Source organism: Mesorhizobium sp. B2-3-2 (assembly GCF_006442295.1).
GTDB lineage: Bacteria > Pseudomonadota > Alphaproteobacteria > Rhizobiales > Rhizobiaceae > Mesorhizobium.
This window is the reverse complement of sequence record NZ_VFWA01000023.1, coordinates 23,306-37,768: the sequence shown is the minus strand read 5'-3', so window position 1 is coordinate 37,768 and position 14,463 is coordinate 23,306. Positions and strand designations below refer to the sequence as shown.

Sequence of the window (14,463 nt, the reverse complement as noted above, 5' to 3'; positions counted from 1 at the left end):
ATGCCAGCCGCCGGGATGGCTTGGCCTTGCCATTGTATTGGCAAGGCGACTTGCCCATAAAGGGCGCACATGCTGATGGGCCGCATCATCCGTTGAAGAAGCTTTTTCCAATCGTCGCTTTCGTTGCCGTTGCGCTGATCAGCATGACGATGGCGGGGTTCGCCTATTTCGCGACGCAGGAGGCGGCTCGCATCAAGTTCGACGCGACCGCGGACGACGCGCTCAACCGAATCGAGAGCCGGATCGACCTGCAGCTGTCGCTGCTGCGCTCGTCGCAAGCATTGTTCGACGCCCGTAATGGCGACATCTCGCAGAATGAGTTCAAAGCGTTCTTCGACGCGCTCGATGTCGATACCAATTTCGCAGGCCTGGGCGGCATCGGCGTTCTCCGGCTGGTGAAAGCAGGCGACGAGACGACGGTCGAACGCGATATGATGCATGACCAGGGCATCAGGCGTCCGATCTATCCGGATACGACGCAGCCATGGCGCACACCCATTGTGCTGTTCGAGCCGCTCGGCCCGTCCAACAAGGCCATCATCGGCTACGACATGTTCACCGAGCCGGTGCGGCGCGCGGCAATCGAAAAGGCAATGGGCGATGACCAGCAGCACGCGAGCGGGCTGGTGCAACTCGGCCAGGGCACGGGCGCGGCGCAGACCTTCACCGGCTTCTACGTCTTCGTGCGGCTCAACGTCGAAACCGCACCCTACGCCATAAACGCATCGCGATCCTCGACTGTAGGCTTTCTCTATGCGGCCTTCCGGGCCCGGGATCTGTTCCAGATCGCGCTCAGCCGCGCGCCGCTGCTGCCGGTCAACACCGAAATCTACGATGGCGCCGTCGATCCGGATCATCTGCTGTTCCGGTCGGAGACGCCGCCGGTCTCGGGCTTTGGCGACAGGCTGCTGGTCACCCGCAAGATCAGCGTCGCGGGCCGACCGTGGACCGTGCAGTTCAGGCCGACAAGCGCCTTCTCGCAGCCATCGTCGCGGGCCATCCCGGTCATGCTCGGCCTGTTCGGGCTGCTGCTGGCCGGCGCCATCGCGCTCGTCGCGCGCTACCAGGAGCGGGCCTACGAGGCGGCATCGCTGCTGCACGAGACGACGGAAAAGAGCCTGCTCGAAAAGGATTTGATGCTGCAAGAGATGAAGCATCGCATCAAGAATTCGATCACGCGGGTGCTGGCGATCGCGCGCCAGACCGCATCGCGCGCCAGCGACGTCAATGAGTTCTCGGCGTCGTTCTCGGCCCGGCTGCAGGCAATGGCCGCGTCCCAGGACATGCTGACGCGCTCGCGCTGGCAGAAGGCGGATCTGGGCGACCTGCTGCGCATCGAGCTTGGCCAGGTGTTCGGAAAAGAGCTGCCGGAAGAGCTGTTGTCCGGGCCGGAGGTGCTGCTTGACGAAACCACGACGCAGGCCCTGGGCCTTACCTTCCACGAACTGGCGACGAATGCGCTGAAATATGGCGAGGCCGGCAATACGGTCGGCGCCCTCAGGATCGAATGGTCGGTCGAGGGGCGCGGGCGTGACCGGGTCCTGGCTCTGAGCTGGCAGGAAACCGGGCAGAAGAAGGTCGACGCGCCGGCCACGACCGGCTTCGGCACCAAACTGATCGACCTCAATGTCACGCGTGAACTGCGTGGCACGATCCACCGCGACTATCGCGATGACGGATTGAATGTGGAAATCAGGATTCCGCTGCCGGGGTGAATGCCATCGGCCCTTGCCGGAATCGCTCCAGGCCCGCCGATAATTGCCGCACCGCTGTCGGGTTCGCGACAGCGGTGCGGTTCACTATGCCCGAGCGGTCCAGCGTCCGATAGAATCGCCGACCCGCTCAAGCTCTTTGTTTCGCAATTCCCTGGGGAAGCGCTACGCGCTTTCCCCGGAAACGCTCCACGCTTTTCCTGGAATTGCCTTAGTTGCAGCGCGCCGTGTAGATGCGACCCCGATGATCGCGATACTGGCAGTAGCCATTGCGCAGGTTGCGGACCAGCAGGCCTGAGCCGGCACCGACGGCCGCGCCGATCAGCGCGCCCTTGCCGCCGCCGACCAAGCCGCCTACGCCGGCGCCGATCAAGCCGCCCCCGACGACATCCTGCTCGGTCGAGGTGCAGCCGCTGACGGCGACCACGGCAGCCATGGCAATAAGAATTTTCCGCATAGGGTCACTCCTCACTTTAATAAGCTCCAGCCGTCACTTAGCATGAAAAATCGGCTTTTGCTGCTCCAATTTATTGTTGGTGAAGAGAGTCTTTTCCGGGCACATGGATTTCTGATGGCGCGGACCCGGAAATTGCGGGCGACACGTGAGCCAAGACAGGAGCGGGAATTTCGATCAGGGCAGCTGGGATAGGGCGATCAGGACAATTATCGCTACCAGCGGGGCAACGATGCGCAGAATGCCATGAGCAGCCGGCGATGCCGCGGATAGCCCGGGATCCTGGAATTCGCCCATCGAAATGCGGGCGGCCTGCTCCAGTCTGTTCATGTCGGCGATCGTCAGGATGCTCCTCCGCTGCTGCAAAGCCGTCGAAAGCATGCTCCTCGACTCGGCAGTTCCGTCGGTATCTGGGAAACACAGCATCTGCCTTTATGGTGAACAGCCGGTTAAAAGCATGGCCGGATCGCCTAGTCCGTCTCGAAATTGCCGTGCGGAACGACGAGGCGGTATTCGAGGCGACCATCCGCGATCTCGAGTCGCGCCGTTCCGTTCAGGGAAGAGGGCACCACGCGTTCCAGTGCGACGCTGCCGAAGCGCTTCTTGCCCTCTTGGTTGCTGTCGGTTCCTACGGTTTCGGCCCAGGTCAGCGACAGGGCAATGTCGCCATCGGTGGCGGCGTCGAGGACGGCGGTCACTTCGACGAAGCCCTCCGGCCGCGACAGGGCGCCGTAGCTGACCGAGTTGACGGCAAGCTCATGCATCGCAAGGCCGATGTGCAGCGCGGCATTGGGATTGAGGTAAGGATTTGCGCCGCGGAAGCGAAGGCTGTGCGACGCGCCGGTTCCGTAGCGGCCAACCTGACCCGCCACGAGTTCGCGAAGGGCAGCACCGCGCCAGTTGGAGGAGGTCACCAGATCCTGGGAGGAGGCCAGCGACTGAAGCCGACCGCGAAAGCGCGTCAGGAAATCACCGATGCCATCGGAATAGCGCCCCGTCTGGGTGGCGATGCTCTGGATGATCGCCAGCAAATTCTTCGAGCGGTGCGTGACTTCGCGCAACAGCGTCGTCAGCGTCTGTTCGCGGCGTCGCTGCTCCGTCGTCTCGACCATGGTGGTGACAACGCCTTGCACGTCGCCAGCCTCGCCGTGGTCGGCGTCGATCCAGACCTGAAACCAGCGGACGCCGTCCTCCATCGGAACGCCGATCTCAAGGCGCTGCGGATTGCCGCTTGCGACGACATCGCGCTTGGCAGCGCCGATGCGGTCGGCCTGTGCCGGCGGCAAGACGCCCTCGCCCTCGCTGCTGTCGGCGGCCCAGGGCGCACGCATGTTGCGTGCCCAGACCGTTTTCATGTCGCGGTCCTGATAGAGGACGGAAATGCCGGCATTGTGCAGTGCGTGGAGAAGCGCCCGGCCGAGTTGCATGCCGCTTTCGGCAGGATGCAGGGCGATAACCTCTTCGCCCCGCTCGTTTTTCTTGGTATCTCGACCCCTGGAACGCATCTGACCTGTCCACCCCAACTCAGGCTGAACGGCTCACCGTCCAATGGGTTCCAAGCAGGTTTACGGGAAGCAGAGGCCTAAAAACGGTCCGCCGGGCGGCGTCCTTGTGGGACACTACCCGGCGGTGGCTGGAAACCGTTTGAGGGGTGCGGCTTCCAGTGTTCGCCCAATATCGCTCACGCCCGTTTGAACAGGCCGGCGAGAAGCGAAATGATGAGGAAAGCCAGAAAGATGAAGAACAATATCTGTGCTATCCCGGCAGACGTGCCGGCAATGCCGCCGAAACCAAGCGCGCCGGCGATGATTGCCACGACGAGAAATACGAGCGCCCAGTAAAGCATGGTTCCATCTCCTTCCAACTGTGCAAGAAAAACGTGGGTGGATGCGGTTTGTTCCACTATTTGCCGAAAAAGACGATCCCCCGGGGCACCATTGTGGCGCGAAAAAACAGGGCACGGCCAGCGGAACCTCCAGCTGGCCGTGCCCTGCTTTTTCGCGCGTGTGCGGCGACTTCAGATGCGCATGCTATGCGGCTGCCTTCGCCTGCCGGTCGAAGAACAGAGCCTGGCTGATCAGCGCCTTGACCATGTCGGGGTTGAACGGCTTCGTCACCAGGAAGGCCGGTTCGGGACGCTCGCCGGTCAGGAGCCGCTCGGGAAAGGCGGTAATGAAGATCACCGGCACGGAAGTCGACGACAGGATCTCGTTTACCGCCTCGATGCCCGAGCTGCCGTCGGCGAGCTGGATGTCGGCCAGCACCATCTTAGGCCGGGTCTTGCCGAACATCGTCACCGCTTCGGCATGGGTGCGGGCCGTGCCGACGACGCGATGGCCCAGGCTCTCGACCATCTCCTCTATGTCCATGGCGATGAGCGGTTCGTCCTCGATGATCAGAACGTCGGTCGCCACCTGACGGGAAATCTCATTGCTCGCCTGAGCAAGCAGCTCTGAGAATTCCTGTTCGCCGACGCCGAGGATTTCGGCCGCCTCATCCTCGCTGAAACCCTCGACGGCAACCAGAAGGAAGGCTTGGCGGGGAAGCGGCGCGATCGCATTGAGATTGGCCGCGGCGCGCTGTTCCCATGCCGACTGCGCCTGCTCCTGTGGAACGCGGATGGCGACGGACGTGAACAGTTTGGCGAAGACCTTGTACAGCGCGATGCGGTCGCTGGATGCCTCGGGAAAAATGTCCACATCGGCGATGATGGCCTCGAGCATCGCGGCAACCAGCGCGTCGCCGCTCTCCTGCGATCCCGAGACGGCACGCGAGAAGCGGCGCAGGAACGGCAGGTGCGGAGCGATGGTGGCGGATAAACTCATGACGGACGTCTCCCTCAGATGACGTGATTGACTAAAAATGCAGGTCAAGCCCCATTGCAAGCCCCAACGACATAAACGCGCGCCTTCGTAAAAAGTTCCGGCCTGGGAACCAATGCGCTTGAACGGCGTTTGAGTTGGGGATGGGCAACCAGATGAGGATGCCGCTTGCCTTGTGTTGAGTGTATGTTGAGCGGCTTTGGGGCTGGATTAAAGGGCGAAATGAAGGAAATGACGAAAGATGTCTTGACTGGCGCCGCAAGCAGGCGCCGGAACGGCGCGGGCGACCCGCTCGGGCCGAATTCCGAAATCGGACGCAAACTCAAACAATATTATGACGAGCTGGTCTCCGACGATGTGCCGGATCGCTTCGCGCAGTTGCTCAGGCAACTGGAGCGGACCGAGCCCGCACAGAAGAAGGACTGAGGCATGGCAACGGTCTCACAAGGCTTCAAGACCGATCTGCTTGGGGCAATACCGAGCTTGCGCGCCTTCGCAGTGTCCCTGACGCAGAATGCCGATAAAGCCGATGATCTCGTACAGGAAACGCTGGTCAAGGCATGGGACAAGCATGAGAGCTTTCAGCCCGGCACCAACCTCAAGGCATGGCTCTTCACCATCCTGCGCAACGAGTTCTATTCGCAGATGCGCAAACGCGGCCGCGAGGTGCAGGATAGCGACGGCATCATGACGGCCAGGCTTGCGGTGCATCCCGCCCAGCACGGCCAGCTCGACCTCAAGGATTTCCGCGGTGCACTCGAGCAACTGCCGGAAGATCAGCGCGAGGCCATCATCCTGATCGGTGCCTCGGGCTTCTCCTACGAGGAGGCGGCGGAGATCTGCGGCTGCGCGGTCGGAACGATCAAGAGCCGCGTCAGCCGAGCCCGCACGCGCCTGCAGGAGATACTGAAAATCTCCGGTGAGGACGAGTACGGTCCCGACGCGATCTCAGCACAGGTCACGGGAACGGCGGCGCACTGAAGCGCGTCGCCTCGAAACGGCAGGGAGAATCGCCATCGCCTCTCTGACCACTACGCAATTTGGCGCTGTCAGGCGGGTGGAACTCGCCCGCAGGCCAGGGCCAACGCTTCCACAAGATCTTCGCCCGAATAAGGTTTGCTGACCAGCCTTATCCCTGGAAAGGCAGCTTTGATCTCGTCTGCATCCGAATAACCGGAGGCAAAGACGAAGGGGACTCCCATTTCGCGCAGGCCTGATGCAAAGTCGAAGGTCGGGGTGCCGCCCAGCATGAGATCGATGATCGCCGCATCGAATTGGGTGGCAACCTGTCGACCATCGATCTCGGCCAGGTCGCGGACGATCACCACTTCGCGGGCGCCATGGTCGCGGCAAAGCTGCTCGACATCCATGGCGATAAGAAATTCATCTTCCAGGACAAGTATGCGCAATCCATCAAGCAAAGGGGGCACAGGCAATGGCTCCTTGAAACACAGCGAGTCATGATCGCTATTTGGCGCGCTGTCATTTAAAAAAGACGTGCCATCGTAGCGGCTGAGCCCGCGGTTCTCGAGGAGCGCTCGAAATGTCAATCCAGAACGGTCTTGCTAGCTCCAGCCGTCGGTTTGATTGCGAGAATTGCCCATTGTGGCCGCTGGCGGGTTTCCGCAAATTCGAGAGATCGGAACTGGCCTTTATCGATAAATTGAAGAAAGGCGAACTCGCGGTCGACAAGGGCGCAACGGTGCTGGTGGAAGGACGCCGCAGCGCCCACTTCTACACGGTGCTGTCGGGCTGGGGTTTCCGTTACAAGCTGTTGTCGGACGGCCGCCGTCAGATCCTCAACTACGCCATTCCCGGAGATCTCATCGGGCTGCAAGGCAGCGTGATGGGCGAGATGCAGCATTCCGTCGAAGCCCTGTCGCCGATGCTGCTTTGCGTGTTCGAGCGGGAGTCCCTGCATGAGCTCTACCGCAACCATCCGGGGCTGGCCTATGACATCACCTGGATCGCGTCACGCGAGGAGCGGATGCTGGACGAGAACTTGCTCAGCGTCGGCCGCCGCAGCGCGATCGAGCGCACCGCCTATCTCATCGCCTTCATCGGCAGCCGTGCCAAGGCCGTCGGCCTCAATAGCGGGCGGCTCACCCGGATCGCGTTCACGCAGCAGCACATCGCCGATACGCTCGGCCTGTCGTTGGTCCATACCAACAAGACGATTCGCAAGCTGATGGATCGCAAGCTGATCGCCTGGCGCGACGGCGGCTGCGAGATCATCGATGATGAAGGGTTGAAGGAGCTTGCCGGCTGGGAGGGGCTGGGCGAGGGACAGCGGCCACTGATCTGACCGGATGCAGGAGGACCCGTTTTGAGCTAAGGTTCGATATCGATGGAACCGGGATGGCCTCTATCCATTGGAGTGAGCGTGATCTTTTCCGCAAACCGATACCCGCTTTGCGGGATCATGCCCGTTTATCCGAACCGCTCGGAACCTTGAGACATGCAGCGCGTTGAAACCAAAGCAATCACAAGGAGTTAAGCAATGGCAGCTGCCGCAGGAAAGAACGCAAGCGAAGCCCGCGCGAATTCGGACCTCGAAGCCGATATCAGGCAGTTGAAGGCCGATATCGACAAGCTTACGAAGCAGTTGGCCAAGACGGGCGAGCATGGATATGGCACCGCCCGCCGCGCCGCTGCCGAAGGCGTCGAGCATCTGCGCGCCCAAGGCGAGGCAGCCTTTGACAGCCTGCGCAGCAACACCAGGGATATCGAGGCGCAGATAGCGGCAAGCGTGCGCGAGAAGCCGGTGACATCATTGGCGATCGCCGCCGGCGTCGGCTTCCTATTCGCGCTCCTGGCACGCCGCTAGTACCCGCAAATGGGAATGCTGGCTTCCCTTGTCTCGGGCCTGGCTTCGGGCGAAACCGTTGCAGCCATGCGCCGCGCGCGCACGGCTGCAATCGTCTATGCGCTTGCCGCGCTCGCGGCGCTGTGCGGTCTCGGCTTCCTGATCGGAGCCGGCTATATATTGGCTGCGGGCCGGTATGGACCGCTCGCGGCGGCTTTGGGATTCGGCGTCGGCTTTCTGATCGTCGCGGGCCTGATTCTGCTGGTTTATCGTTTCTCGGCCGGGTCACGCGCACGGCGCCGGGCAGAACGGCGCAAGGCCGACATGACGGCGATCGGCGTCACCGCCGCACTGGCGGCGCTGCCGGCGCTGCTCAAGGGAAAGGGCGGCCTCGGAGCCATTCTCGGTCCCGCCGTGGCGCTGGCCGCCTATGCCATCTATCGCGAGAACGTGAAACCAGGTCCACACAAGCCGGCTGGCGGCGACCCGGATTAAGCTGGCGCCCGTTACTTGGGTAGATCCTCCAGCGGCATGGATATTTCGGCGAAAACGCCTTCCGGCCGGAACTCATGCGCCACTTCGCTGGACATGACCTTGGCCAGGCTGCGGCGGATCAGGATCGAGCCGAAACCATGCCGCTCGGGCGGGGCAACCGCGGGACCGCCGCTTTCGCGCCAGGTCAGGACAAGGCGGCGGCCGGCTTTTCTGCCTCGTGTCTTCCAACTCAGATCGACCTTGCCGGATGTCGCCGACAGCGATCCATATTGCAGCGCGTTGCTGGCCAGTTCGTGCAGGATCAGGCCCAGCCCCACTGCCTGGTCGGGCGACAGCAACAGATCGGGACCGGTGATCGTCATGCGCAGCTGCTCGGCGGTGTCGAAGGGCCTCACCTCGATCTGGACGAGTTCACGGATGCCGATGCCGCGCCATTCCCGGTCGGATAGGAGATTATGGGCGATGCCGAGGGCCTGGAGCCGGGCGCCGAAGGCCTCGAGGAACGCGCTCGGCTGGCGGGCATGGCGCACGGTCTGCGTCGCCAGCGCCTGAACGGTCGCCAGCGTGTTCTTGACGCGGTGATTGAGTTCGCGCAGCAGCAGCCGCTGTCGTTCTTCGCCGAGCTTGCGTTCGGATATGTCGTAGCTGACCCCGAAGATCAGCGTCGGCCTGCCGTCGGCATGGCGCTCGATGACGCGGCCGCGCGTCGCCAGCCAGCGCGGCGGATGGAAGCCTTTCACACGGTACTCGCCGAAATAGTCGTCGCCGCCGGCCAAGGCGTCGCGGAAGCGGGTTTCGGTCTGGTAGGCGTCACGCGGATCTATCGCCATCACGATGTCGCGCGCCCGCAACCGGTTCGATCGCGGCAGATTGAACAATTCCGGCAGCAGAACGTCGCATTCGATCATGTCGGTGCGGATGTCCCAAGCCCAACTGGCAAGCGATGCCGCGTCGAGCGCTATGGCGCGCCTTTTTTCTTCGCGGACCAGCGCCGCCTCGGCGATGGCGCCGCTGCGCGTCGCGTCCTTCAGCGTGAACAGGCTGGCGGCGAGGCCGGCCAGTTCCTTCAACTGGTCGAGCCTGACGCGCGATGGATAGGAACGGGGTTTGCGGTCGAAAACGCACAGAGTTCCGATCCTGGCGCCCGCGACGGTCACCGGCGCGCCCGCAAAGAAGCGGATGTGATGCTGGCCAGTGACCAGCGGGTTGGCTTTGAAACGCGGATCCAACGTCGCGTCCGTTACCACCATCGGTTCTTCGCCCGCGGCAATCGCATGGGCGGAGAAGGAGATGTCGGTTGCGGTTTCGGTCTCGTCCAGGCCGACCCGCGACTTGAACCACTGCCGCTCGACGTCGACGAGCGTGACCAGCGCGATCGGTGTGCGCATGGCGGCTGCGGCAAGGCCGCTGACGCGGTCGAAGTCGGCGTCGGCCATCGTATCCAGCGCCTGCAAGCCATGCAGCACGGCCAGCCGGCCGGCGTCGTTGACGACGCGCGATACTTCGGCCGGCAGGCCCGGAGCCAATTTGCCCGCTTTGTTCACCAGCGCTCCCAACGCCTCCCCGCGAGCCTTCCGTCTTCGCTCTGCCGACTTGCCGGCGAAGGGCTTGGCCAAACGCGGAACCTTCGTAGCAAGGAACCGTTACCCGATGATGTTTTGCCAGAGTCCAACCCGTCCAAATCGCATCGAGGCCGGCCATGCCCAAGACCATTCCTGAAAACAAAGCGCGTCAAGGGCACTGGGGCTGGCACGGCTTGCGAATCCTGATTGCCGGGCTTCTCCTGGCTTTCGTCGTCTGGGGCGTCGTTGAGATTTATGGCGAGTACACGAAATCGCCGACGACCGAACAAGGCAGCGCTCCGAGCGGCTAGTCGTCGATCTCTCGTCGGCTGCCTTTGCATCAGGCCGCCTTTGCCCGCACACCGTGCCGCGGCACCAGCACGTTCAATGCGCCCGGATGAATCTCGATGGTGATTTCGTCCTCGAGCTTGATGAGTTCACCATCCAGCACGGCGCGGAATTTTCTGGCCGCCGACCGGATCTTCAGCACAGCCCGCTCCGTCTGATGGATCTCGACATGTTCATTGTCACGCCATTTGCCACGCGCGACGTTGAACAGGAACTTGATCAGTTCGGCGCGTTGCTGCGCGACCGTGACATAGATGCCGAGCACGCCGCCCGCCGGATTGTCGGCAAAGGGCAAGTGTCCCTCGCCAAAGAGGTTGTTGGTTATGCCGACGCCGGTGGTTCGCGCCGTGATCTCGGCTTCACCGATAGTGAGGGCGACCGTCATCGCCGGCGGATTTTTGATCGTCGCCCAAGCCGCCTTGACGGATGCTCGCATCTTTCCCAGCCGGGATCCAAACTCCATCTTCTGGCGTAGCTGCACCATCTTGGCATGCATGCCGATCGAGAATTGATGCACGAAAGGCCGGCCATTGGCGGTGGCGATATCGACGGCCATTACCTCGCCATCGGCGAAGGATCGCAAGGCCGTGTCCAGCGTCTGCGGGATGCCGAGTCCGCGCGCGAAGAGGTTCATGGTGCCCGCGGGCAATATGGCCAGCGCCTTTTTCTTGCCCATCAGCCGCGCCGCCGCCGCCGAGATCGTGCCGTCGCCGCCGCCGGCGAGCACCACGTCGACGCCGCGTCGCGAAGCCGCCTTGTCCAATGCGGGCACGATATCCTTGCCGGCAACCACGTCGATATCGATGGAATGGCCTGCCGCCTCCAGCATGTCGCGCATGCGATCGCAAAAGGCCTCAAGATCAGTGGTGCGTAAGGTGCCACCGTCCCGGTTCAGCACCGCCGCAAACCGCATGCCTGCTCCATGTTCTCAAGACAACTCCAGCCCGGAGAAGCTCCAGCCGCCGGCTGAACGGCGCAAGTGGCAAAAAGGTTCCGTACGATCGAGGGAATTCCGGTTGCGGCATACAATTCGCAGGCGCTGTTGGCAGTGAATATGAGCGGCCGCTTTTGTCGGAACAACAAGGTGGTCACGACGTTGTGAACAGGCGAATGCCGCGCCATTCGTCGCCTGCGACGGCGCATGACGGGCGGCATACATGAAATCAGGCACGAGGAGACATCATCATGATCCGCAATCTTTTGGCCACCACAGCTCTCGCCATGCTTGTGGCGACGGGCGCCAATGCGCAGACGACCCCGACACCGGCTGCGCCTGGCGCGGAAGAACCCGCCGCCCCGGTGGTGCACGCCGAGGGCAGCATCGTCACCAACATCATTGGTGAATCAGTCTACAACGGCACCGGCGACAATGCCGAGAACATCGGCAAGGTCAGCGATGTCGTGTTCGACAAGGACGGTCAGGCGAAATCCGTCATCATCGGTGTCGGCGGTTTTCTCGGCGTCGGAACGAAGAATGTCGCTTTCGATTACGACAAGCTCCAATGGGCCGAAAAGAACGGCGATCGCTGGCTGGTCGCCCAGACGACCAAGGACGAACTGACGGCGCAGCCGGAGTTCGACACCAAGCCTTATGCTCCGGCACCTGCCGCCTCGACGGCTGCACAGGCGCCGTCCACATCGGCGCCGACCGATACTGCGCAAGCGCCCGCCGACATGAACGCGGCTCCGGCGGAACCGGTGAAGCGGGCCGACGGTAATCTCGCCACCAATATCATCGGCGAAAGCGTCTATAACGGGACCGGCGACGACGCGCAGAACATCGGCAACGTCAACGACATCGTCCTGACCAAGGAAGGCAAGGCGCAATCGCTGGTCATCGGCGTCGGCGGCTTCCTGGGCATCGGCGAGAAGAACGTCACCTATGATTTCGGCAAGGCTCAGTGGGCCGAGAAAAACGGCGACCGCTGGCTGGTTGCTCAAACCACCAAGGAAGAGCTCCAGGCATTGCCGGACTTCAACCGCAAGGCCTACGATCCGGCTCCGGCCACGACCGCTTCCAATGCACCGGCGGCAACCACGCCGGCCGCCACCACGGCACCTGCCGCAGCTCCGGCTGACAAGACGGCCGCGGCTCCGGCAGCTACGGCTCCGGACCAGACGCAGACGGCCGCCATCGACAAGTCGACGCTGACCGCCATGCCGGTCGGCGAAATCAGGGCAGACGATCTGAAGGGCACCACCGTTTATGGCGCCAACGACGCCAAGGTCGGTGAGATCGGCGACGTCGTGCTGACGCCCGACAACAAAACCGACGCGGTCATCGTCGATGTCGGCGGTTTCCTCGGCGTGGGCGAGAAGGAAGTCGCCGTCGGCATGGACAATCTGAAGTTCATGACCGACAAGGACGGCAACAAATATCTCTACACGACCTTCACCAAGGAGCAGCTCGAGGCCCAGGCCGCCTATGACAAAGGCAGCTACGCGCAGAACCGCGAGCAGCAGCGGATGATCGTGAGATAGCAACGGCAGTAGGGCAGTAGGGCAGTAGGGCAGTAGGATTCCTATTCCCCTACTGCCCTACTTACATAGCCCGCAACGCCATCGCTGGTCAGTTCCGCCAGCGCCAGCGACTGGTCGAGATGTTCGGCCCGCCAGGCAAGCAGCCGTTCGGCGAACTCCAGCCTGACCGGGAGATAGGCGGGATCGGCGGCGAGATTGGCAAGCTCGGCGGGATCCTTCTCCAGGTCGAACAGCAATGGCGGCAGGCCGCCGCCGAAATGCACATATTTGAATTTTTCCGTGCGGATCACGGCGAGGTTGCACTGGCGCGACGCAAGGCCGAAATGCCGTTCCGCTTCCCCGTCCGCGATCGAACGGAAATCGAATTCCCAATGCGCGGCATCGCGCCAGTCCGACGGCTCCTCGCCGGCGATGAACGGCCGCAGCGAACGTCCGTCCAGATGCGGCGCGGGTTCCCCTCCGAGCAGCTCGAGCAAGGTCGGCAATATGTCCACCGCCTCGGTAAAGCGGTCGACGGCCACGCCTGCGGTTCGGTCGTGACGCGGGTCGCGGATGACCAGGGGGATATGGTAGCTGGCATCGAAGAAGCCGCCTTTGCCCAGCATGAAATGGTCGCCCATCATCTCGGCATGGTCGGAGGTAAGCACGACAACGGTATCGTCCCACGCGCCCGCCGTCTTGACCGCCTGCCAGATCCGGCCGAGCTGCGCATCGACTTCCGAGATCATGCCGTAATAGATCGCGCGGATGCGGCGGAAATCATCCTCGCTCCACTCATGGACCTTGCCCGCGGCGCCAGGGCGAAACTTGTTCTTCTTTTGCCTGCCGAAGTCATAAGCGAGATAGGGATGGCTGTCCGCCTCGTCGCGCCAGCCCGCCGCACGGCGAAAGCCGGGGCCGTCGGCGGGGTCGTACATACTGTCGTATGGCGCAGGCGCGATGAAAGGCGGATGCGGGCTGATGAAGGACAGATGCGCGAACCAGGGCGCGGCATGCTCCTGTTCGCCCAGCCATCGGATGAATTCGCCGGCAAGAAAAGCCGTCGGCGTCTGATCCTTCGAATAGACGGGCGGCGCAGTCGTCACCGAGCCGGCATCGCCTGCCCCTTTCGCCGGTCGATGGATCTCGGGGGAGCCGGCATCGGTATCGAGGCCCTGCATTCCCAGCCATGACAGCCACTGCTTCTGATGCTCGGGCAGCAATTGGCGCACCGTGAAACCAGGCAGTACGCCTTCATAGCTTCGCAGCCGCGGGTCAGCCGGAGCGAGCCGGCGCGGATCCAGCGACACGTCGGTGTAGCCGAACAGCGTCGGATCGTAGCCCAGCGCGCGCGCCGAAAGCGCTATATTGCCGTGACGGGCGTCGAGCGGCGTGCCGTTGCGGCAAACCCGGTTATTCATCTGGTAGAGGCCGGTATAGAGGCAGGCACGGGCCGGCGAGCAGGGTGCCGCGCCGCCATAGTGCCGCTTGAACAATACGCCTTCCGCTGCCAATGCGTCGGCATTCGGCGTCTTCACCAGGGGATGGCCAGCCGCCGAAAGGCAATCGCCGCGCCATTGGTCGCATGTGATCAGGAGAACGTTCGGACGCCTGCCTTTTCCGGTCACTGGGCGATATCCTTGGCTAATGTTCGAGCGTCGCTCATGGAACCGAAATCCGCCCCCGGCGCAAGCCCGGGCTGCTGGTGGATCGGTGAACAAACTGCTTTTGATTGTTCACTTCCAGAGTACAGTCCATCCCGCCTTTGTCGCCTTTGACGGGAACAGGCCGATGCTCATATTGG

General features: G+C 62.7%; 17 protein-coding genes. 8 read left to right on the top strand and 9 right to left on the bottom strand.

The features are described 5' to 3' along the window. Positions 1–92 precede the first annotated feature (92 nt). Entirely contained in the window at positions 93–1,715 is a 1,623-nt protein-coding gene (locus FJ964_RS29630; protein ID WP_140554170.1) for a CHASE domain-containing protein, read from the top strand. Positions 1,716–1,923: 208 nt separating this feature from the next. On the opposite strand, the gene FJ964_RS29625 is transcribed toward FJ964_RS29630, so the two are convergent. The 5 genes from FJ964_RS29625 to FJ964_RS29605 all read right to left on the bottom strand — a co-directional run bounded on the left by FJ964_RS29625 (position 1,924) and on the right by FJ964_RS29605 (position 4,991). After that, a complete protein-coding gene (locus FJ964_RS29625; protein WP_140500585.1) occupies positions 1,924–2,169 on the bottom strand; it encodes a YMGG-like glycine zipper-containing protein in 246 nt (81 codons plus the stop codon). A gap of 174 nt (positions 2,170–2,343) precedes the next feature. Then, the gene (locus FJ964_RS29620) at positions 2,344–2,547 is read right to left on the bottom strand and encodes a hypothetical protein (RefSeq protein ID WP_140554169.1); all 204 of its coding nucleotides are present in this window, start codon (positions 2,545–2,547) and stop codon (positions 2,344–2,346) included. A gap of 89 nt (positions 2,548–2,636) precedes the next feature. Continuing rightward, a complete protein-coding gene (locus FJ964_RS29615; RefSeq protein ID WP_140554167.1) occupies positions 2,637–3,671 on the bottom strand; it encodes a PAS domain-containing sensor histidine kinase in 1,035 nt (344 codons plus the stop codon). A 176-nt stretch (positions 3,672–3,847) separates the two neighbouring features. Further along, the gene (locus tag FJ964_RS29610) at positions 3,848–4,012 is read right to left on the bottom strand and encodes a DUF1328 domain-containing protein (RefSeq protein ID WP_140554166.1); all 165 of its coding nucleotides are present in this window, start codon (positions 4,010–4,012) and stop codon (positions 3,848–3,850) included. Positions 4,013–4,196: 184 nt separating this feature from the next. Then, positions 4,197–4,991, bottom strand: coding sequence for a response regulator (locus FJ964_RS29605; RefSeq protein ID WP_140500589.1), 795 nt, complete (start codon positions 4,989–4,991; stop codon positions 4,197–4,199). A gap of 219 nt (positions 4,992–5,210) precedes the next feature. On the opposite strand from FJ964_RS29605, the gene FJ964_RS29600 reads away from it, so the two are divergent. Together FJ964_RS29600 and FJ964_RS29595 are read left to right on the top strand one after the other, a co-directional pair. Continuing rightward, on the top strand, positions 5,211–5,414 hold the full coding sequence (locus tag FJ964_RS29600; RefSeq protein WP_181172662.1) for a NepR family anti-sigma factor: 204 nt from the start codon (positions 5,211–5,213) through the stop codon (positions 5,412–5,414). Positions 5,415–5,417: 3 nt separating this feature from the next. Continuing rightward, the gene (locus FJ964_RS29595) at positions 5,418–5,969 is read left to right on the top strand and encodes an RNA polymerase sigma factor (RefSeq protein WP_140500591.1); all 552 of its coding nucleotides are present in this window, start codon (positions 5,418–5,420) and stop codon (positions 5,967–5,969) included. Positions 5,970–6,037: 68 nt separating this feature from the next. Here FJ964_RS29595 and FJ964_RS29590 read toward each other — a convergent pair whose 3' ends face one another. Then, a complete protein-coding gene (locus FJ964_RS29590) occupies positions 6,038–6,358 on the bottom strand; it encodes a response regulator (RefSeq protein ID WP_181172661.1) in 321 nt (106 codons plus the stop codon). Between the two features lie 173 nt (positions 6,359–6,531). Between FJ964_RS29590 and FJ964_RS29585 the strand changes: the two genes are divergently transcribed. The 3 genes from FJ964_RS29585 to FJ964_RS29575 all read left to right on the top strand — a co-directional run bounded on the left by FJ964_RS29585 (position 6,532) and on the right by FJ964_RS29575 (position 8,289). Next, positions 6,532–7,293, top strand: a complete 762-nt coding sequence (locus tag FJ964_RS29585; RefSeq protein ID WP_140554162.1) for a Crp/Fnr family transcriptional regulator — start codon at positions 6,532–6,534, stop codon at positions 7,291–7,293. A 195-nt stretch (positions 7,294–7,488) separates the two neighbouring features. Next, positions 7,489–7,815, top strand: coding sequence for a DUF883 family protein (locus tag FJ964_RS29580; protein ID WP_140517891.1), 327 nt, complete (start codon positions 7,489–7,491; stop codon positions 7,813–7,815). 9 nt (positions 7,816–7,824) lie between these two features. Further along, the gene (locus tag FJ964_RS29575) at positions 7,825–8,289 is read left to right on the top strand and encodes a hypothetical protein (protein WP_140554161.1); all 465 of its coding nucleotides are present in this window, start codon (positions 7,825–7,827) and stop codon (positions 8,287–8,289) included. Between the two features lie 11 nt (positions 8,290–8,300). Here FJ964_RS29575 and FJ964_RS29570 read toward each other — a convergent pair whose 3' ends face one another. Beyond that, on the bottom strand, positions 8,301–9,833 hold the full coding sequence (locus tag FJ964_RS29570; RefSeq protein ID WP_224713210.1) for an HWE histidine kinase domain-containing protein: 1,533 nt from the start codon (positions 9,831–9,833) through the stop codon (positions 8,301–8,303). 155 nt (positions 9,834–9,988) lie between these two features. Here FJ964_RS29570 and FJ964_RS31145 point away from each other — a divergent pair, with 155 nt between their 5' ends. Beyond that, complete coding sequence (locus FJ964_RS31145; RefSeq protein WP_181169562.1) at positions 9,989–10,162, top strand: hypothetical protein; 174 nt, start codon at positions 9,989–9,991, stop codon at positions 10,160–10,162. A gap of 29 nt (positions 10,163–10,191) precedes the next feature. Here FJ964_RS31145 and FJ964_RS29565 read toward each other — a convergent pair whose 3' ends face one another. Beyond that, the gene (locus FJ964_RS29565; protein ID WP_140554159.1) at positions 10,192–11,112 is read right to left on the bottom strand and encodes a diacylglycerol kinase family protein; all 921 of its coding nucleotides are present in this window, start codon (positions 11,110–11,112) and stop codon (positions 10,192–10,194) included. Positions 11,113–11,384: 272 nt separating this feature from the next. On the opposite strand from FJ964_RS29565, the gene FJ964_RS29560 reads away from it, so the two are divergent. Further along, positions 11,385–12,680, top strand: a complete 1,296-nt coding sequence (locus FJ964_RS29560) for a PRC-barrel domain-containing protein (RefSeq protein WP_140554158.1) — start codon at positions 11,385–11,387, stop codon at positions 12,678–12,680. A 41-nt stretch (positions 12,681–12,721) separates the two neighbouring features. On the opposite strand, the gene FJ964_RS29555 is transcribed toward FJ964_RS29560, so the two are convergent. Further along, a complete protein-coding gene (locus tag FJ964_RS29555) occupies positions 12,722–14,287 on the bottom strand; it encodes an alkaline phosphatase family protein (protein WP_210243398.1) in 1,566 nt (521 codons plus the stop codon). Between the last annotated feature and the right edge of the window lie 176 nt (positions 14,288–14,463).